Genomic DNA, 19122 nt, shown 5'->3' on the forward strand with positions numbered 1-19122 from the left:
CATTTTCTATTTTTAAAAGCATTAATATATGTTTATATTTTTTTTCTAATAATGTTCCTCTAAAAACAAACCCTTTGTATTTGTCTGGAATTTCATCTAATCCAGAATTTATTTGTCTTGTCAATGCTTCGTACCATTTTTTGTAAATCCATTTTACTATCGAATGATTTTAATAAACCTCGATTAAATTTGTTTATTTCTTGGTAGAAATGGCTGTTATAATGTTTATCGAATTAATTTTTTTAATATCAATAAATGGATAAGCTTCTTTCATTTGTTTACTTAAAACATCTAGTTTTTTGTTGAAGAAATCAGCTTTTTTCAATATTTATGTGTTATAGATTATCCAAATAAAGCTACGATTAGTTATATTGCCTTAGGCATTGTAGTGATTTCTCTATATTATTATGATGTTTCAGATTTTAATAAAAGAAATGATAAATGATAAATGATAAATGATAATTGATAAATAAAAACTTATTTTTAATTCTCATTTTACTTATTTCTACAATATCTTATGCTAAAAATGAAATTTGGTTAATTGGGACTTTTCACGAAGAAAATCATTATATGACCCCTGACAGCTTAACCATTATTTTCAACAAAATAAAGCCAGACTTGATTTTGATTGAACTTGAAAAAAAACATTTTACAAAAGACTTTAATTTCAACACTGAAAAATATCCGATAGAAGATTTTCTAACAACAAATGAAAATATCGCAAGCTATCACTACCAACAACTCAATGGAACTCTAATTCGTTCTTTTGATGTAAACGGAAGAAACGAGTTTTATAGAAAAGAAAAATATCACGAAAAAGAGAACAAAATGTTTAGCGAAATGCTGAACATTTACAAAGAAGATAAATTTTCTGAAAGTTGCAGAATTGACTTTGAAATATTGTTACAAACCTTGAAAACCTACTCAGAGTTAAAATTTAATTCTTTACAAGAGAGCAATTCCGACCTTGCAACAAAATTTCTTTCTCTTAAAAACAAGATAAACTTCGAATTGATGATTTCAATAATAAAAAGAACAGACGAATTGAAAGAATGGTTAGAGTTTGCTGAACTTCGCAAAGAATTTTGGGACAGAAGAAATAAAATAATGGCTGAAAATATTGCCAAATACTCAAACGAATTTAAAGGAAAACAAATTATAGTTCTAGTTGGCAATGACCATAAATATGCTTTACTTGATTTATTGGAAGAAAAAAATATCAAAGTAAAAAACTATTACAAAGAATGAAACGAAACTGCTACCAAAAACGTTTGGTAAAATAACAAGGTTGAAGGAAATATAGAAAGTTACTGCTACAAAACCTACTCCCGCACAAAAAGCAGAGATTTGTTTATCGTAATTTCTTTATAAGCACAATATAAAGCAACCCAGATTTCTTCTTTTTCACTAACTTTCTGTAATCATAAAAACCTAAATTAGAGTCATCTATTATAATATAAATCGATCCAAATCCAACAAAAGATAATTAATGCTTTGATTAATTGTTCTTGTCGCCGATTGCATCTGATTGAGCATCGATGTACGATTGTGCAAATCATCGGCACGGTAAATTCCTCCATCGTTAAAAATCACCGAATGATTTGCCTTTTCTATATCATTCTGAAAATTAAATTGCAACCATCTTTTTTTTATGTTTTGGATAATCGACAAACCTTCTGCACTATTAGAGAAACTTTTTTCTGTAAACATATACCAAACAAATGGTGGAAAATTTTTCGACTGTAATTTTTCTTGCCACACATCACGCAATAAATTTCTTGCATGAATAAACTCTACTTTCTTTCCTTTCGGATTAAGGGTCGCAAAACCAAGTCCTGCACCTAAAACCCCACCCGAAATATCCACAGCATTACTCCAACTATCGTCGCTAATAATACTACTAGCAATCGATGCAGCTGCACCTGCAACTATAGAATAAATAACCAATCTATTGTTTTTATTTTCATTGAGATTATCAACAAAATTAGCCATTTGTGCCACGCGTTCACCTTCGCAATCAAATTCAGCAGCAACGGCATCTATTTCGGTCAAAGAAATCGTAATTTTACTATTGATAATATTTTTCAACCGCAACATTTCTATTTTAGAATCTGTGGTAGGATTTTTTTTCAGTTCAATGATTTTCTCCACCTCATCCAACGTACCGAGTGCATTCAGTATCAAAACTACTTTGATCAGTAAAATTCTCCCGTAGATGCTGCCTTGTTTGTAGAATAGAGTCTGAATTATACGAGGGAACTTCTTGTGCAAAATTATAATGATGCGGTGCCTTGCAATAACTATCTCGCAAGGTAAGAATATTCTCCTGCACCGCTTGTTTTTGTTGCCTCTGCGAGACACAAGAAAAAAACAGCAAAAATAAAAACGATAAATAAAAAAATTTCTTCATACAATAGTAGATCACAACTCATCGAAAACACATAAGAATCATCGATAAATTTTGGGTAAAAATATAGAAAATATCCACACAAAAATATAATTTTATTAATATGTCCAGCTTTCACAAACATCGTCTCTCAGAATATTTTAAAAAAAAATTAAATCCAATTCTGTTTTTTATACTAACAGAATTTTACCGCAATTCATTCTACTTTTCATCAAAAAACAACCATATCCTATAAAAGCACTTCAAAAAACTATAAAAACTCCGTAAAATTCATTAAAATTGCACTTTAAAACTTAGAATGTAAAATACTATGTCAGAAGATATTTTCAAGAAAGTAATTTCGCATGCGAAAGAATACGGTTTTATTTTTCAATCGAGCGAAATTTATGATGGTTTGTCTGCCGTGTATGATTATGCACAAAATGGGGTAGAATTAAAAAATAATTTGAAACAATATTGGTGGAAATCAATGGTGCAATTACATGAAAACATTGTCGGGATAGATTCTGCCATTTTTATGCACCCCACAACTTGGAAAGCTTCCGGACACGTTGATGCATTCAACGATCCATTAATCGATAATAAAGACTCTAAAAAGCGATACCGTGCAGACGTTTTGATCGAAGAACACTGTGCGAAAATCGAAACTAAAATAGAAAAAGAAATCGCAAAAGCAGAAAAACGTTTTGGTGATGCTTTCGATAAAGAACAATTCTTAGCTACCAATCCGCGTGTAGTAGAGTATCAAAAACAAATCAACACCATTCTTGAGAGAATGGGTAAATCGTTAGATAAAAACGACTTGGAAGACGTAAAAGCATTGATCGAAGAATTGGAAATTGCAGACCCAGTAACAGGCTCTAAAAACTGGACAGAAGTGCGACAATTCAACCTGATGTTTGGTACAAAATTAGGCGCAACAGCTGAGCAAGCAATGGACTTATACCTACGCCCAGAAACCGCTCAAGGTATTTTCCTTAATTATCTCAATGTACAAAAAACAGGTAGAATGAAATTACCTTTCGGTATCGCTCAGATTGGGAAAGCCTTTAGAAATGAGATTGTTGCAAGACAATTTATTTTTAGACAAAGAGAATTTGAGCAAATGGAAATGCAGTTTTTCGTGAAACCTGGAACAGAATTAGACTGGTACGAAAAATGGAAAGAAACCCGCTTGAAGTGGCATAAATCTTTAGGTTTAGGTGATGATAATTATCGTTTTCATGACCATGAAAAATTAGCGCATTATGCAAATGCAGCAACCGATATAGAATTCCGTTTCCCATTCGGTTTCAAAGAACTAGAAGGAATTCACTCGCGTACCGATTTTGATCTGAAAGCACACGAGAAGTTTTCTGGTAAAAAACTACAATATTTCGATAACGAAACCAACGAGTCATACGTACCTTATGTTGTTGAGACCTCAGTAGGTTTAGATCGATTATTTTTAGCAGTTTTCTCTAATTCTTTGAGAGAAGAAGAATTAGCAGACGGAACACAACGAGTTGTTTTAGCATTACCTGCAGCTATTGCACCGATAAAAGCAGCAATTTTACCATTGGTTAAAAAAGATGGTTTACCAGAATTAGCAGAGGAAATTGTTCGTAAATTGCGTTATGATTTTAACGTGATGTATGAAGAGAAAGACTCTATTGGTAAGCGTTATCGCCGAATGGATGCAATCGGAACACCATTCTGTATAACGGTAGATCATGACTCTTTAAAAGACAATACAGTTACTTTACGTCACCGCGATACGATGGAGCAAAAAAGAGTAGCAATTAGTGATTTACCAGCTATTATTGATGCGGAAGTAAACATCAAAAATCTTTTTGATAAGCAATAAACACCAATATAGTCCTATCTGAAAAAACCGATTTACATAAATCGGTTTTTTTCTTTTTTGGTAAAGTATTTGCATATAGTATTAATAAAAAAAATTATGGGTTTTATTATTAACTTTTTTATTTCTGCCTTAGTTGTATTTGTTCTTGCCAACATTTTACCAGGGGTGCATATTAAAAATTTCGGAGCAGCTATTTTATTAGCTCTAGTTTTAGGTTTTTTAAACGCGTTTATCAAACCTGTTTTACGCATTATCAGTTTTCCAATCACCATCCTCACCCTCGGGTTGTTTTCATTCGTTATAACTGCACTAATCATTTTGTTAGCAGAGAAAATGATGGGTGATTATTTTACGGTAGATGGTTTCTGGTATGCTCTTTTGTACGGAGTTGTTTTAGGAATAGTACAATCTGTATTTGGCGGATTATTGGGTAACGATAATTAATAATAGTAGAGGAAATTTTATTTATTTACCAAACAATAACAAAAAAAGGAGAATCATAATACAATTCTCCTTTTTTTTTGAATTATCTCAGATCTTCTCGCTTAGATTCTTTTTGTTGTTTTCTTTTATTTAACAAGAACTTTCCCAGGAACAATGATCGAGATATTTACTAAAATATAGGCATTGGGAATTTCATTTAGTAATTTTCATCAATTCTATAAATAATTTTATCAATAACAATGCAAGAATTACTAATGATGAAAATGAGTAGTAAAACTCTATAAATCGAGCAAAGTTTATTTTACAAAAAAGGCTGCATAATGCAGCCTTTTTATATCTGAAATTTTTATTTATTTCTTACCTGGTGCTTGCCCGATTAAATTCATAAACTCATCTAATTTTGGAGTAATGATAATCTGTGTACGGCGGTTTTTAGATTTACCTTCTTCGGTAGCATTAGTAGTTACAGGATTATACTCTCCACGCCCACCAGCGGTTAAACGCTTAGGATCAACTCCGTACTGATTTTGTAATGCTTGCACAACAGAAGATGCACGAAGGGCAGAAAGATCCCAGTTATTGCGAATATTCGGACGATTAATCGGTACATTATCTGTATTCCCCTCAATTAACACATCATAATCACGGTAATCTTTGATGATTTTTGCAATTTTACTCAGGGTTTCTCCTGCTGCTGGAGAAATTTCGTAGCTTCCTGATTTATATAACATATTATCAGCTAACGATATATACACTACACCTTTCAATACTTGAACATCGATATCACGCATTTCTTCACGAGATAAAGAACGTGTTAAGTTGTTGGTTAGCACCATATTTAATGAATCTGATTTTGATTTTGTATTCACTAAATGCTGTATATATTTATTTGATGCTGCAATTTCATCCAAAAGTTTAGAAATATTCACCGCATCACCTTTTTTACCATCTAAACAATTGTTTAGTGATGATTGACATGTTTGGAAAGCAGTTTCTAATGATTTTAAATTTCGTCTTTCTGCCTCAATCATACTTTCTAATCCTTCGATTCTAGCTCTTGCAGCAGACAACTCATTTTGTGCAGCTTGTCCTTCTGCATATGCAGTGTTGTATCTAGCTTGTAGTTCATCATATTGTTTCTGACTAACACAACCTACCAACATTGTAAATGCTAAAGCAGCTACAGGAAAAATTGATAATTTCATATTTCTATTTTTATGATATACTGTTTCTATTATATTTTTTAACGAAAATAAGTGTTTTTTAGTATCTATTTTCTTTTATAATTCATAATTCTAAAAAAACTTTCAATCCAAAAACATGAATTGAAAGTTCTTAATATCCTAGTTTCTACTAATCTTGTGGAATGTACAATACTTGACCAGGATAAATCTTGTCTGGATCTTTTAGCATTGGCTTATTTGCTTCGAAAATTTTAGGGTATTTCATCATATCGCCATAAACCTCTTTTGCAATCTTAGATAAAGTGTCGCCTTTTTTTACAGTGTATAAGGTTTTAGACAAATCTGGAATTTCGATTTTTAACGCTTCACGCAAAGTTAAATGATCCTCAACTCCCTCTACTCCTTCCACATTGCCTGCAGTAGCCAAAATCTTCTGTTTTTCATCTAGATTTTTTGCTTCTCCCGAAACTACTACTTTTTCGCCTTCCACTGTAAAAGTAACTCCACTCAAATCAAAGCCATATTTGTTTACATGTTCTTTTATCTTCTGTGCTTTTTGTTCAGGTGTTTCGTTGCCTCCGAATAATTTATCACCGGCATTTTTAATAAATGAAAATAATCCCATAGTTTATTTAATTAATTAGGTTATTAATACTACAACTAATATAACAAATATTTTGCCATTATCGATATATTTCATTTAATTTCCTACGTAAATTTTCAATTAAATTACTTTGTGATTGGTAAACTTCTGTTACACCCGACAGAGTTTGTTCAATTTGCTCTAGCTGTATATTTCCTTCTTTAATCGATTCATTCAGCCTTCCTATTTTACTATCCAAACCATAGAAGTTACTTTCTACTTTTTGTTTTTGTCGCATCAATTTATCAATTTTTTTATCATCGGATGCTTGCATCAAATCGCTTTCTATGGTCGACAACTTTTCTGTAACACTATTTTTTTGCGTTTCTAGTTTCAGTAATTCGTTCTGATTTTTTAGTAAACTTTTCATTACCTTTCCTTTTTGCTTATGCAAATCTAGATTCTGATTACTCAACCGAATCATGTACTCATTGGCTTGTGTCAACTCATGCCGATAACACCCCTTTCGCATCTCGAATGATAGATCTTTTAGGCGCTCATAGATTTCTGGATAATCCACCGACGAAGCATTCACAAACATACCTTTCTCATCGACTAAAGTTGTGATTATGGTGAGTGAATCAGTACCTTCATCAACCAAATTTAGTGTTGTTTTATAGTTTTCTGGCGAGTTTTTAAAACGTACTTCATTTGCTTCGTTTTTATTTAGCAATGTCAATTTTCCATTCCTCGCTTTCACCCAATTTACCCATGCATTATGGATCGATATCTGACTACATTTTGCCATTGTAAAAGCAAGTGTATTTACGGTTTGTCCTTTCACATCGTATTCTACATCAAACAATTTACCTTCCTGAGCAAAAAGCGGTGAAAGAGAAATACAAAAAAGTATATAAAAGATATTAAGTTTCATTGCTAAAAGATTTTTATACGAAGATAAACGATTCTCTCTATTACAACGAATTATCTTTCGGGTTTTGAGGTTTTAAATTAAGAAAAAATCAATAATTTTGGGCATTGATATAACATTTTCTAACGATATGATTCCTAAAATTCTAATCATTTATACAGGTGGGACAATTGGTATGGCAATGGATTACGATTCGCAATCGCTTATCCCATTTGACTTTGACAATCTAATCAAAAAACTCCCAGAACTTTCTTTAATTGATTGTGATATAAATTATTATAGTTTTGAAAATCCAATAGATTCGGCCGATATGAAACCCGAAATTTGGATTAGGATAGGTGAAATTTTAGAAGAAAAATACGATTTATACGATGGTTTTGTTATTCTACACGGAACAGATACAATGGCGTATACGGCATCTGCGCTAAGCTTCATGATCGAAAATCTAGATAAGCCAATTATTTTCACAGGCTCTCAATTACCCATTGGAGAGCTAAGAACGGATGCCAAAGAAAACTTAATTACTACTGTACTATTAGCGAGTTTGATGCAAGATAATGAGCCAATTATACAGGAGGTTTGCATCTACTTCGAGTATAAACTTTTCAGAGCAAACCGGGCAACCAAAGTAAATGCAGAAAACTTCGATGCGTTTGATTCGCCCAATTTCCCTTCATTAGGAATCAGCGGAGTGCACCTTGATGTAAAGAAAAATCTTTTATTTCACTATCCAATTAATGGTCCTTTTATGGTGAATAAACAATTGAATCCATCGGTCGGAGTTTTGAAAATATTCCCAGGAATAACTAAAGATTTTGTAAAAAATATTTTTCAAACTCCTAATGTTAAAGCTTTTATTATAGAAGGATATGGAACCGGAAATATTTTTACCGAAGAGTGGTTTATCGATATATTGAAGAAAAAAGTAGAAGAAAAAGTCCACCTCATTATCAATACACAATGTGCGGGTGGGATGGTCGAAATAGGAAGGTATGCAACCAGTTTACCGCTAAGAAAAATGGGTGTTATCAGTAGCTATGATCTGACGATGGAAGCCGCAATCACGAAAGTAATTTATTTACTAGGACAGAATTTATCCTATCAAGATTTCAAGATAGAGTATGAAAAAAACTTAAAGGGAGAACTTACTAATAATCGTCATCTTTTACATTAATTTGTCACTCATCTAGTTTTGTAATTTATCATATTTTTATCACTAAAAAACTGTTATAATAAAAATCGTACTTATCCATATAGCTAAATTGTTCATCGCATCGGTAAGGATAGAAACCTCATCTACAGACAGATTTTTTCTAGATAAATAATAAGGTAAGTGAAACCGTATTATACATCATTAAGGCCGCTACTTTTTGTGGGGCAATATTCAATTGAACTATTTCTTTCTGAAGAGTTTATCTGTTCTATTTCTATTAAAATAAAGATGTAAATTACTAGCCATTCTTCGATTCAGAAAACAACAACATCAAACCCTATTGGCCAAAAAACTTGCTTACAATGTCTAGATTCTTCAATATCCACACCCATCATTATCACTCCACAAACCAGGTTATAGAAATTCTCAACACCTCCCCTTCTGATAACATCAGTACACCCTTTTTCACGTGCGGCTTGCATCCTTGGCATATCAAAGAAGAAACGTATAAAACTGAACTAAAACTGCTAGATTATAAGCTGAGTAAAGAAAACTGTTTGGCTTTAGGCGAGTGTGGATTAGATAAATATTCTGAGGTAGATTTTGAGTTGCAAAAGAAAGTTTTTATCGAGCAATTACATCTTAATACCTCTTATCAAAAACCCGTCATAATACATTGTGTAAAGGCTTATCAAGAGATACTCAATATTCATAAACAAGAAAAGATAGAGCAACAATTTCTTTTTCATGGATTTAGAAAAAACGCTTTATTATTAAAACAAATTCATACAGAAGGGCACGAAGTAAGTTTTGGTGTCAATCTAATGAAAAACCCAAACCTACAAACTATCTTTGCAAACCTTTCGATGGAAAGAATTTTTCTCGAAACGGATGATACATGGTTCTCGATCGAAGAGATATATCAGAAAGCTGCAGAATTAAAAGCCTGTAGTTTAGACGAATTAAAGATCGCAGTCGAATGCAATGTAGAACGATTTTTTGGGCATAAATTTCATTAACAAAATGGCTATTTGGCAAGAAAGAGCAGAATTATTATTTAAAACCGAAGGAATAGAGCGACTGAAAAACGCTCATGTTTTGATTGTTGGTTTGGGTGGTGTAGGATCGTTTGCAGCAGAATTCATAACACGTGCAGGAGTAGGAAATCTCACAATAGTAGATGGTGATGTTATAGATATTACCAACATTAACCGTCAATTACCTGCATTACACTCTACGATAAACCAACCCAAGATAGAGGTTCTAGCACAACGTCTTCTCGACATCAATCCCGAACTGAAACTTACCAAACACCAAGAATTCCTTACACCAGAACGAGCAACAGAAATAGTCACAACCGAGTTTGATTATGTTATGGACTGCATCGATAGTATTACCCCAAAGTTGAATCTCATCAAATCTGCTAAAAGCAAAAAAGTAAAAGTTATTAGCAATATGGGAGCCGGCGGGAAAATGTTGGCAAGCAAAGTAGTTGTAAAAGACATAAGTAAAACAGATGTTTGTCCATTAGCCAAAACAATACGTCGACGCCTAAAGAAGATGGGTGTTTCTAAAGGAGTAAAAGCTGTTTTTTCTACAGAAGTTCCGGACGAAAATAGTGTAGCTTTAACCGACGGAACAAATTTCAAGAAATCTTACTATGGTACAAACAGCTGGATGCCAGCACTTTTTGGTTTGTATGCAGCCGAAACTGTCATTCGCTATTTATTAGATCAAAAAGATTAACAAATTTTGTTTATTTTGCAAACATGAAAATTAACTACAACTACAAAACATACGAAGATCGACTAAGAGAACATTTCGAAGCGTATAACAAGGCTTTTGAAAAAAGAGCGACCAATAGTATACTAAACACAGCAATTGATTTATTCGATAATCAACAATATGTGTTGAGTCGGAAAATTGCAGAAGAATTAGAAAAAACTGCCACCACAGAGAAAGATGTATATGATGCAAAAAAACTAATTGCGCTATGTCATTATGCCCAAAGCAAGTGGGCAGAAGCCGACGAAGCGTTTAGTCAATTAGCAGAAAACAGTAATAATTCGGACGATTGGTTCAATGCTGTGATTGCAGCAACGCTTAATGAGCAATACGAAAAAAGTGAAATGCTTTTTGCAAAAGCGCTAGAAAAATATACACAATATGGTACGGAAAGAAATATACCTTCGGTACAATTAATTTTCCACTATTTATTAGCATTAGAAGCAAAAGACCAAAATGAAGCAGCCTTCGAAAAATTCAATCTTCTTTGTCAAATATATGAACAAATAAAAACATCCAACGAAAAATATCTCCGAGAGCGTGGATTAGATAGTATTAGTATCTTTTTGGCAAGCAGTCATGCATTACTACAGAAATTAGATCGTCAGAAAGTATTAGAACAGTTAGAAGATTTCAAATCGAAACTTGATTCGAACGGACAAGAAGAAGTTAGAATTTATATAGAAGAAATTTTAGAGAAAACTAACTAAAAAAGCTCGAAACATCGAGCTTTTTTAGGTCATTTCAATTTCTATACTCTTACCAATTGCTACACTTTTTCGCTAGTTCCACTAGTATAGAAACAAACATTTACTAGTTTTTTTTATACCTAAAAAGTTTTTTTTAATGCTGTGCTTTTTTCGACAATTCTTCTACACAGGGTTGAATTACTTCCATCAAACGTTTTTGTACATCTACCCCTTCTTCTGCGTTATTTAGCTGTAACATCTCTTCTACTGTAAATTCCCCTAATGCTTTATTTGCAGCACAATCACAATACGCGTTGATATCTTCTTCTTTAAACATTCCTCTGGTTTCTTTTTTTGCAGTGGTAATACAACTATTTATAAATAAATTTTTATTCTCTTCGTTCTTTTGGATTTTTTTATTACAAGAAATAAAACCTGCAAAGATGAATGTTATAATGAGTAGGGATACCAATTTCATAGCATTATATTTTATAATTTGACTCGATCAAGATAAAACAATTTTCTAAGGTAATTGCATAAATTATATTGATATTATCAATAATAATAAAAATCGTCGATTGAGTGTTATATCATCGAATGTTTATTCTTGCCACACAGATTCTTTCTATCTTATAGCTGAAGCTCAGTTACGGTATCAATCCTTAGAAATCAGAAAAAATTTAAATTAATCATAAACCTACGTTAAAACACATTACAATACTAGATATTATGATTATATTGTTTTTTTCTGAAAACAAATGATGCAAAAATTTATGAAAACAGCTGTATCAATAAAATTTCTTATCTTTTTTATAGTTATGGGATGTTTTTCTGATCCACAAAACCCAAACAACCTTAACCCCAAAAGCATCGCCCAAATGGATATTCTAGAAGCAACAAAAAGTAACAATGTTGAGCAAGTTACCTCTTGGATAGAGAACAAAAGAAATGTAAACAAACAAGACACGGATGGCAATACGCCACTACATTATGCAACGTATAACCAAAACCTAGTGATTGCAAAGCTATTGGTAGAAGCCGGTGCCAATGTCAATACGCAAAATAACAATGCAGATTCTCCTTTTCTTTTTGCGGGTGCGGAAGGCATGACCGAATTCGTGAAACTATATCTATCACATGGTGCAGATTTCTCTGTCTATAATCGTTATAACGGAACTGCACTTATACCGGCTTGCGAAAAAGGTCATGTTGCTACTGTTCGCCTTTTAGCTAACACACCAAACTTCCCCATCAATCATATAAACCGTTTAGGATGGACAGCGCTTATGGAAACGGTTATCTTATCAGACGGAAGTAAAAATTATCAAGAAATTATTAAAATTTTACTAAAAGCTGGAGCCGATAAAAATATACCAGACAAGGACGGAACCACTGCGCTTGAGCACGCAGAACAAAGAAACTTCAAAGCGATTGTCAATTTATTAAAATAATTGTAAAGTCTTTACAATCCAAAAAAATCCACTCTATTTGAGTGGATTTTTTTGATGATAATAAATATCCTTTTTCGAGCTTATTTATTCTGGTATTCTCTCCATGTCTTGATTTTCAGATCATCGATCGACAAAGTAGTGAAAGCATGTATAAAAGCCGATGCTAATCGTGCATTGGTAATCAACGGAATGTTAAAATCTACGGCTGTTCTCCGTATCTGATAATCGTTATCCAACTCTGCTTTGGTTAAGTTTTTTGGAATATTGATTACCATATCGAATTTATGATCGTGCATATACGTTATTACATTAGGCTCTTTTTCATCCGAAGGCCAATACACCATTGTCGAATAAACATCGTTATCTGTGAAAAATTTGTGTGTTCCTTCGGTTGCATAGATTTTATATCCATTGGCAATTAATTCTTTTGCTGGCCCTAATAATGCTACCTTCGATTCGATCGGACCTCCAGAAATCAATACTGTTTTTTCTGGTATTTTGTATCCTACCGATAACATCGATTTTAGTAAGGCTTCTTCTGCTGAATCGCCAATACAACCAACTTCTCCGGTAGACGACATATCAACCGACAAAACAGGATCTGCACCTTGTAGACGAGTAAATGAAAATTGCGAGGCTTTAACTCCTACATAATCCAAATCGTAAACAACTTCTGATTTACCCTTTTCTACTTCTATTCCTAACAAGATTTTGGTTGCTTTCTCGATCAAATTATGTCCAGAAACTTTTGATACGAACGGAAATGAGCGCGATGCACGAATATTGGTTTCGATTACACGAACAGTGTTGTTCTGCGATAGAAATTGAATATTCATCGGTCCAGAAATTTCGAAACGTTTTGCAATTTTTGCTGCGACTTTTCTCATCTGGCGAATAGTCTCGATGTAGACTTTTTGTGGCGGATAATACATTGTGGCATCACCAGAGTGCACACCTGCAAACTCTACGTGTTCTGATACGGCATAATCTACAATTTCTCCGTTTTGGCAAACGGCATCCAATTCGATTTCTTTTGCTCCTTGCACAAATTCCGATACTACAACTGGATAATCGGGTGATACTTCTTTGGCTAGTTTTAGGAAAGCATCTAGTTCGTGCGAGTTAGAAACTATATTCATCGCAGCACCCGAAAGTACGTATGATGGGCGAATTAGTACCGGGAAACCAACTTCGTCTACAAAAGAATGAACCGCTTCTAGTGAGGATAACTCTTTCCATCGTGGTTGATCAATTCCTAATTCGTCTAGAATTTCCGAGAATTTGTGTCGGTTTTCCGCATCATCTATACGCAAAGGCGAGGTACCTAGAATATTTTTATTTTGGTCGTACAATTTCATTGCTAGATTATTCGGAATTTGCCCTCCTGTAGAAATGATTGTGCCAAATGGATTCTCGAATTCTAGTATATCCATCACACGCTCGAAGGTTAATTCTTCAAAGTACAAGCGATCAGACGTGTCATAATCGGTAGAAACCGTTTCTGGGTTGTAGTTGATAATGATTGTTTTATATCCGTTTTTTGATGCTGTTTGTGCTGCGTTTACTCCACACCAATCGAACTCTACCGAAGAGCCTATTCTGTAAACACCCGAACCTAAAATACAAACAGATTTTTCGGTTTCTGGATTTAAATCATTTTCTGTACCGTGGTAGGTGATATATAAATAATTGGTTTGTGCAGGGAATTCGGCAGCCAAGGTATCGATTTGTTTTACAACAGGTAGGATTCCGTAATTTTTTCTCAGTTCGCGAACAGTCAGCTCATTCCTATGAGCCATACGATCTCCTTTGATTAATACACCTATTTGCTGATCAGAAAATCCTTGCTTTTTGGCAGTGTGTAAAAGTTCTTTATCTAATTGTTCGAATCGCTCTAGGGCTTCAATTTTTTCCGCTGTTCTAAAGATTCTCTCTAATCGTTGTAAAAACCACAGATCGATTTTCGTTAAATCGTGGATTTTTTCTATTGAATAACCCGCCTTGAAAGCTTCTGTTATTGCATATAATCGTTCATCGTTTGGCTCGGCAAGCCAAGTATCCAATGATTCACCTTCTGGAATTGAGAACGAATTTGCTACAAATCCGCGATGCCCGATATCGAGCATTCGTATTCCTTTTTGAATTGCTTCTTCAAAAGATCGCCCGATTGCCATCACCTCTCCAACCGACTTCATGGCAGAACCTATGTTTCTTCTTACGCCGTAGAATTTCGACAAATCCCAACGAGGTAATTTCACCACGCAATAATCCAAAGCAGGCTCGAACATTGCAGAAGTTGTTTTGGTTACACTGTTTTTCAGTTCGTCTAGGGTATAACCTAAAGCTAACTTTGCAGCGACAAAGGCCAAAGGGTAACCCGTGGCTTTTGAAGCCAATGCAGAAGATCTTGATAAACGAGCATTTACTTCGATTACACGATATTCTTCTGAAACTGGATCAAATGCATATTGTATGTTACATTCTCCCACAACTCCCAAATGACGAATAGTCCGTATAGCGATTTCTCTTAATTTGTGATACTCTGAACTGGTCAAAGTCTGCGAAGGAGCCACAACAATAGATTCACCGGTATGTACACCAATCGGATCGAAATTCTCCATATTACATACCGTAATACAATTATCGGCAGCATCACGAACGACTTCATATTCTATTTCCTTCCAACCTTTGAGCGATTCTTCGACCAAAACTTGGTTAGAATATGTAAAGGCTTTTTCTACCAATTCGTATAATTCTTCTTCGTTATTAGCAAAGCCAGAACCTAAACCTCCCAATGCATATGCGGCACGAATAATTAGCGGGAAACCTATTTTTTTTCCAGCAGCCATTGCATCTTCTACTGTTTCTACAGCTTCTGACCGTGCAGTAAGCACACCGATTTGGTCTAATTTTTCGATAAAAATATCTCGATCTTCTGTCGATTCGATTACAGAAATTGGAGTTCCTAAGACGCGAACATTGTACCGATCGAATATTTTATTTTTATTGAGCTCAACAGCACAGTTGAGTGCAGTTTGTCCTCCGAAAGCGACTAAAATTCCGTCTGGTCTCTCTTTTGCTATTACTTTTTCTACAAAGTAAGGAGTTATAGGAAGAAAATAAATCTCATCTGCAATTCCTTCTGAAGTTTGAACAGTGGCTATATTTGGGTTGATTAGGATGGTTTTGATTCCTTCTTCTTTGAGGGCTTTAAGGGCTTGTGAACCTGAATAATCGAACTCGCCTGCTTCGCCAATTTTCAAGGCTCCTGATCCTAAAACTAAAACTTTTTTTATATCGTTGATCATTATTATTCTGATTTTGCGTTTTTATACTTTTTTATTTCCTCAATAAATTCATCAAATAGATATTCTGTATCTACAGGTCCGCCCATAGCTTCTGGATGAAACTGTACTGTGAATATTGGTTTTGATTCGTGTCGGATTCCTTCGCATGTTCCATCGTTTAGGTTGGTAAAGAAAGTTTTGAAACCTGTTGGCAATTGAGTGTCATCTACTGCAAAACCATGATTCTGAGAAGTAATAAAACATTTTGTTGTTCCCACTAACTGTACTGGCTGATTGTGTGAGCGGTGCCCATATTTCAACTTGTATGTTGAAGCTCCAGCAGCTAAACTAACCAATTGATTTCCTAAACAAATCCCAAAAATTGGCTGTTCTTCTTGCAAAGATTTTTTGATGTTTTCTATCGTTGGTGTACACATTTTTGGATCTCCTGGACCGTTCGAAATAAATAATCCATCATACTCTAAAATAGTGTAATCGTAATCCCAAGGTACGCGAATGACTTCTACTCCACGATGAACCAGGCTGCGAATGATATTATTTTTCACTCCACAATCAACCAAAACAACTTTGTATTCTGCTCCTTCATTGTATCGTTTGACTTCTTTAATCGATACCTGATCTACTAAATTATCGGTATTGGGATCGTAAAAATCGATTTCTGTATCGGCTACAATTTTGGCTAATGTAGAGCCTTCTTCTCTTAATTTTTTGGTAATTGCACGCGTATCTATACCATACACCCCTGGAATGTTGTGTGCTTTTAACCAATCTCCTAATTTTTGAATCGCATTCCAATGCGAATAATCGTCCGAATAATAAGAAACAACTAATCCCGAAACCTGAATAGTATTGGATTCTAACCATGCTTCGATTTCATCGATCATTTTTTTATCATCCGGGACGCCATAGTTGCCAACTATCGGAAAAGTCATCACCATGATTTGCCCCTTGTACGAAGGATCTGTTAAACTCTCATTGTATCCTACCATTGCTGTATTGAATACTATTTCACCCGCAGTAGACGTATAGGCTCCGAATGATTGACCTTCTATTTCCAAACCGTCTTGGAAAACAATTTTCACTTTTTTATCCATTGATGATGATGTTTATTTCTGTTTGTAATGCATTGATAAATTTATCGACATACGCTTTGGTAATGGTCAGTGGTGGCAATAATCGAATGACATTGTTACCAGCATACCCTACGAAAATATGATGCTTGGTCAATAAATTGTTTTTGAGCTCGTTGATCGGAAAATCGAACTCGATTCCTACCATAGATCCTCGGCCACGTACTTCTTTAATCTTCGGGAATTTGTTCAACTCCAAACCAATATATTCACCTATTTCTTTGGCATTCTCTATTAGTTTCTCTTTTTCGATAATATCTAAAACTGCTACAGCTGCTGCACAAGCGAGATGATTACCTCCAAAAGTAGTTCCTAACAAACCATAGGAAGCTTCGAAATCCGGCGAAATCAAAACTCCTCCTATCGGGAAGCCATTTCCCATTCCTTTGGCCATTGTAATGAGATCAGCTTTGATATTTGAATGTTGATGAGCGAAAAATTTACCAGAACGTGCATATCCACATTGGATTTCATCGGCAATGAGAATTACTCCATTATCGGTACATAGTTTTCGTAAACCTTGCACAAACTCGTCGGTTGGTAAAATAATTCCACCAACTCCTTGGATAGGTTCGTATATTACTGCAGCTACATCTCCTCCGTCGATAATTTTTTGTATTTCATTCAGGTCATAATCTACAAAAGAAACCTTGTGATGTGCATTATAGGGAGCTACAATTTTGGGATTATCGGTTAGGGCAACCGTACCAGAAGTTCGTCCATGAAAAGCCCCACGAAAAGCAATTACACGATCTTTCCCTGTATGGAAAGAGGCTAATTTCACAGCATTTTCATTGGCTTCTGCACCTGAGTTTACCAAGAATAACGTATAATCTTCGTAACCCGAAAGACGCCCTAATTTCTCTGCTAATTCTTGCTGAATAGGAATTCTTACAGAGTTAGAATAAAACCCTATTTTGTTGATCTGCTCGGTTAATTTTTCTACGTAATATGGATGAGAATGCCCGATAGAAATCACAGCATGCCCGCCATATAAGTCTAAGTATTCTTCACCGTTTTCGTCCCAAAGAATGCAATCTTTTGCTTTTACAGGGGTAACATTCATGATGGGGTATACGTCGAATAGTTTCATTATTTTGTTGATATTTTATTGTTGCGTAATATTTTATTATTTTTATTAATCGAGGATGATCTAGAAAGCTACTGGTTTTAGTTGTAAACCAAGTGTTTCATCCCACCCAAAAATTAAATTCATATTTTGCACTGCTTGCCCTGCTGCGCCTTTTGTTAAGTTATCTATAACCGAAGTGATGAGCAAAACCTTTCCTTCTTTTTTGATATTTAATAAACATTTATTGGTATTGACGACTTGTTTCAGAGCGATGTCTGCATCAGATACAATTGTAAATGGATGGTTTTGATAGTAGTTTTGATATAGCTCAACTGCTTCAGTTTCGGACAAATCAGTTTCGAGATAAACACCTGCTAGAATGCCGCGTGTAAAATCGCCACGCATTGGTAAGAAATACAATTTAAGTTCGAAATTTGTATTCAATAGTTCTAAAGTTTGATAAATTTCCCCCTCGTGCTGATGTGAAAATTCTTTATAAAAAGATACATTGTTGTTTCGCCAACTAAAATGTGTAGAAGGCAAAAGACTTTGTCCTGCACCGGTTGAACCGGTAATCGCATTGACATGAATAGCGGACTTTATTTCTTTTTCTGCAGCTAAAGGCAATAAGGCTAACTGAATCGCCGTCGCAAAACACCCAGGATTGGCTATATTTTTGGCTTGTTGAATATCTGTTTTATTGTATTCTGGTAATCCGTATACAAACTTTCTGTTTTTATAAATATGGTCTTTTTCTAGTCGGAAATCATTGCTTAGATCGATAATAACCGTTTGATCTGAGTAGGTATTTTTTGAAAGGAACTCGGCAGATTTCCCATGTCCTAAACACAAAAATACCACATCGGCATTGTGATCTATCGTGTCTGAAAAATAGATTTCTGTTTCGCCCAACAAATCATCATGCACTTTGACGATTGGGTTTCCGGCGTTCGAGGTACTGTATACCGAAGTGATTTCTACCATCGGGTGATGCAATAAGATGCGCAAAAGTTCTCCTGCTGTGTATCCTGCTCCACCTACAATGCTTACGGTTATTTTGTTTTTCATGTGTTGTTTATTATTGTGTTTTTGTTGGATAAGCTATTTACAAGAAAGTGAGTTCAATTGAATGAACTCAC

The 19122-nt window shown here is 34.4% G+C and carries 17 protein-coding genes; 8 read left to right on the forward strand and 9 right to left on the reverse strand.

Translation table 11 applies throughout. The annotated features are described in order from the left end of the window. Nucleotides 1-462: 462 nt before the first annotated feature. Nucleotides 463-1248, forward strand: coding sequence for a hypothetical protein (locus WEEVI_RS01425; protein WP_013597399.1), 786 nt, complete (start codon nucleotides 463-465; stop codon nucleotides 1246-1248). A 201-nt stretch (nucleotides 1249-1449) separates the two neighbouring features. Here the strand turns inward: WEEVI_RS01425 and WEEVI_RS01430 are convergent, their stop codons facing one another. Further along, on the reverse strand, nucleotides 1450-2271 hold the full coding sequence (locus WEEVI_RS01430; protein WP_232013436.1) for a hypothetical protein: 822 nt from the start codon (nucleotides 2269-2271) through the stop codon (nucleotides 1450-1452). Nucleotides 2272-2717: 446 nt separating this feature from the next. Here WEEVI_RS01430 and WEEVI_RS01440 point away from each other — a divergent pair, with 446 nt between their 5' ends. Both WEEVI_RS01440 and WEEVI_RS01445 read left to right on the forward strand, forming a co-directional pair. After that, nucleotides 2718-4253 (forward strand): glycine--tRNA ligase, encoded by a 1536-nt coding sequence (locus WEEVI_RS01440; protein ID WP_013597402.1) that lies wholly within the window; start codon nucleotides 2718-2720, stop codon nucleotides 4251-4253. A gap of 96 nt (nucleotides 4254-4349) precedes the next feature. After that, the gene (locus WEEVI_RS01445; protein WP_013597403.1) at nucleotides 4350-4697 is read left to right on the forward strand and encodes a phage holin family protein; all 348 of its coding nucleotides are present in this window, start codon (nucleotides 4350-4352) and stop codon (nucleotides 4695-4697) included. 350 nt (nucleotides 4698-5047) lie between these two features. Here WEEVI_RS01445 and WEEVI_RS01450 read toward each other — a convergent pair whose 3' ends face one another. The 3 genes from WEEVI_RS01450 to WEEVI_RS01460 form a co-directional block, all read right to left on the reverse strand. Further along, on the reverse strand, nucleotides 5048-5902 hold the full coding sequence (locus WEEVI_RS01450) for an OmpA/MotB family protein (protein WP_013597404.1): 855 nt from the start codon (nucleotides 5900-5902) through the stop codon (nucleotides 5048-5050). Between the two features lie 148 nt (nucleotides 5903-6050). Beyond that, nucleotides 6051-6506 carry a peptidoglycan-binding protein LysM gene (lysM, locus tag WEEVI_RS01455; protein WP_013597405.1) on the reverse strand — a complete coding sequence of 152 codons (456 nt, stop codon included), beginning with the start codon at nucleotides 6504-6506 and terminating at the stop codon, nucleotides 6051-6053. Nucleotides 6507-6564: 58 nt separating this feature from the next. Further along, nucleotides 6565-7398: a hypothetical protein gene (locus WEEVI_RS01460; protein ID WP_013597406.1), complete on the reverse strand. Its 834-nt coding sequence runs from the start codon at nucleotides 7396-7398 to the stop codon at nucleotides 6565-6567. 127 nt (nucleotides 7399-7525) lie between these two features. Here WEEVI_RS01460 and WEEVI_RS01465 point away from each other — a divergent pair, with 127 nt between their 5' ends. The 4 genes from WEEVI_RS01465 (at nucleotide 7526) to WEEVI_RS01480 (ending at nucleotide 11043) form a co-directional block, all read left to right on the forward strand. Then, a complete protein-coding gene (locus WEEVI_RS01465) occupies nucleotides 7526-8569 on the forward strand; it encodes an asparaginase (RefSeq protein ID WP_013597407.1) in 1044 nt (347 codons plus the stop codon). Nucleotides 8570-8910: 341 nt separating this feature from the next. Then, the gene (locus WEEVI_RS01470; protein ID WP_013597408.1) at nucleotides 8911-9567 is read left to right on the forward strand and encodes a TatD family hydrolase; all 657 of its coding nucleotides are present in this window, start codon (nucleotides 8911-8913) and stop codon (nucleotides 9565-9567) included. 4 nt (nucleotides 9568-9571) lie between these two features. Next, complete coding sequence (locus tag WEEVI_RS01475; protein WP_013597409.1) at nucleotides 9572-10294, forward strand: tRNA threonylcarbamoyladenosine dehydratase; 723 nt, start codon at nucleotides 9572-9574, stop codon at nucleotides 10292-10294. A 23-nt stretch (nucleotides 10295-10317) separates the two neighbouring features. Further along, on the forward strand, nucleotides 10318-11043 hold the full coding sequence (locus WEEVI_RS01480) for a hypothetical protein (RefSeq protein WP_013597410.1): 726 nt from the start codon (nucleotides 10318-10320) through the stop codon (nucleotides 11041-11043). Between the two features lie 133 nt (nucleotides 11044-11176). Here the strand turns inward: WEEVI_RS01480 and WEEVI_RS01485 are convergent, their stop codons facing one another. Further along, nucleotides 11177-11500, reverse strand: coding sequence for a hypothetical protein (locus WEEVI_RS01485; protein WP_013597411.1), 324 nt, complete (start codon nucleotides 11498-11500; stop codon nucleotides 11177-11179). 295 nt (nucleotides 11501-11795) lie between these two features. Between WEEVI_RS01485 and WEEVI_RS01490 the strand changes: the two genes are divergently transcribed. Next, a complete protein-coding gene (locus WEEVI_RS01490; RefSeq protein WP_041942215.1) occupies nucleotides 11796-12473 on the forward strand; it encodes an ankyrin repeat domain-containing protein in 678 nt (225 codons plus the stop codon). Nucleotides 12474-12553: 80 nt separating this feature from the next. Here WEEVI_RS01490 and carB read toward each other — a convergent pair whose 3' ends face one another. The 4 genes from carB to argC are packed head-to-tail and all read right to left on the reverse strand — an operon-like array spanning nucleotide 12554 to nucleotide 19051. Continuing rightward, nucleotides 12554-15781 (reverse strand): carbamoyl-phosphate synthase (glutamine-hydrolyzing) large subunit, encoded by a 3228-nt coding sequence (gene carB, locus WEEVI_RS01495; protein ID WP_013597413.1) that lies wholly within the window; start codon nucleotides 15779-15781, stop codon nucleotides 12554-12556. Between the two features lie 2 nt (nucleotides 15782-15783). Continuing rightward, complete coding sequence (gene carA / locus WEEVI_RS01500; RefSeq protein WP_013597414.1) at nucleotides 15784-16875, reverse strand: glutamine-hydrolyzing carbamoyl-phosphate synthase small subunit; 1092 nt, start codon at nucleotides 16873-16875, stop codon at nucleotides 15784-15786. Continuing rightward, nucleotides 16868-18004 (reverse strand): aspartate aminotransferase family protein, encoded by a 1137-nt coding sequence (locus WEEVI_RS01505; RefSeq protein ID WP_013597415.1) that lies wholly within the window; start codon nucleotides 18002-18004, stop codon nucleotides 16868-16870. The genes carA and WEEVI_RS01505 overlap by 8 nt, the downstream gene beginning before the upstream one ends. A gap of 60 nt (nucleotides 18005-18064) precedes the next feature. After that, nucleotides 18065-19051 carry an N-acetyl-gamma-glutamyl-phosphate reductase gene (argC, locus tag WEEVI_RS01510; RefSeq protein WP_013597416.1) on the reverse strand — a complete coding sequence of 329 codons (987 nt, stop codon included), beginning with the start codon at nucleotides 19049-19051 and terminating at the stop codon, nucleotides 18065-18067. Nucleotides 19052-19122: the final 71 nt, after the last annotated feature.

It is taken from the genome of Weeksella virosa DSM 16922, assembly GCF_000189415.1.
Taxonomy (GTDB): domain Bacteria; phylum Bacteroidota; class Bacteroidia; order Flavobacteriales; family Weeksellaceae; genus Weeksella; species Weeksella virosa.

Bases quoted from the DNA above. Each gene is read 5' to 3' on its own strand.
- WEEVI_RS01465 (WP_013597407.1), top strand. From the start codon at position 7,526: ATGATTCCTAAAATTCTAATCATTTATACAGGTGGGACAATTGGTATG.
- WEEVI_RS01460 (WP_013597406.1), bottom strand. From the start codon at position 7,398: ATGAAACTTAATATCTTTTATATACTTTTTTGTATTTCTCTTTCACCG.
- argC (WP_013597416.1), bottom strand. From the start codon at position 19,051: ATGAAAAACAAAATAACCGTAAGCATTGTAGGTGGAGCAGGATACACA.
- WEEVI_RS01445 (WP_013597403.1), top strand. From the start codon at position 4,350: ATGGGTTTTATTATTAACTTTTTTATTTCTGCCTTAGTTGTATTTGTT.
- WEEVI_RS01485 (WP_013597411.1), bottom strand. From the start codon at position 11,500: ATGAAATTGGTATCCCTACTCATTATAACATTCATCTTTGCAGGTTTT.
- WEEVI_RS01475 (WP_013597409.1), top strand. From the start codon at position 9,572: ATGGCTATTTGGCAAGAAAGAGCAGAATTATTATTTAAAACCGAAGGA.
- WEEVI_RS01505 (WP_013597415.1), bottom strand. From the start codon at position 18,004: ATGAAACTATTCGACGTATACCCCATCATGAATGTTACCCCTGTAAAA.
- carB (WP_013597413.1), bottom strand. From the start codon at position 15,781: ATGATCAACGATATAAAAAAAGTTTTAGTTTTAGGATCAGGAGCCTTG.
- WEEVI_RS01490 (WP_041942215.1), top strand. From the start codon at position 11,796: ATGAAAACAGCTGTATCAATAAAATTTCTTATCTTTTTTATAGTTATG.
- WEEVI_RS01480 (WP_013597410.1), top strand. From the start codon at position 10,318: ATGAAAATTAACTACAACTACAAAACATACGAAGATCGACTAAGAGAA.
- WEEVI_RS01440 (WP_013597402.1), top strand. From the start codon at position 2,718: ATGTCAGAAGATATTTTCAAGAAAGTAATTTCGCATGCGAAAGAATAC.
- WEEVI_RS01450 (WP_013597404.1), bottom strand. From the start codon at position 5,902: ATGAAATTATCAATTTTTCCTGTAGCTGCTTTAGCATTTACAATGTTG.
- lysM (WP_013597405.1), bottom strand. From the start codon at position 6,506: ATGGGATTATTTTCATTTATTAAAAATGCCGGTGATAAATTATTCGGA.
- carA (WP_013597414.1), bottom strand. From the start codon at position 16,875: ATGGATAAAAAAGTGAAAATTGTTTTCCAAGACGGTTTGGAAATAGAA.
- WEEVI_RS01470 (WP_013597408.1), top strand. From the start codon at position 8,911: ATGTCTAGATTCTTCAATATCCACACCCATCATTATCACTCCACAAAC.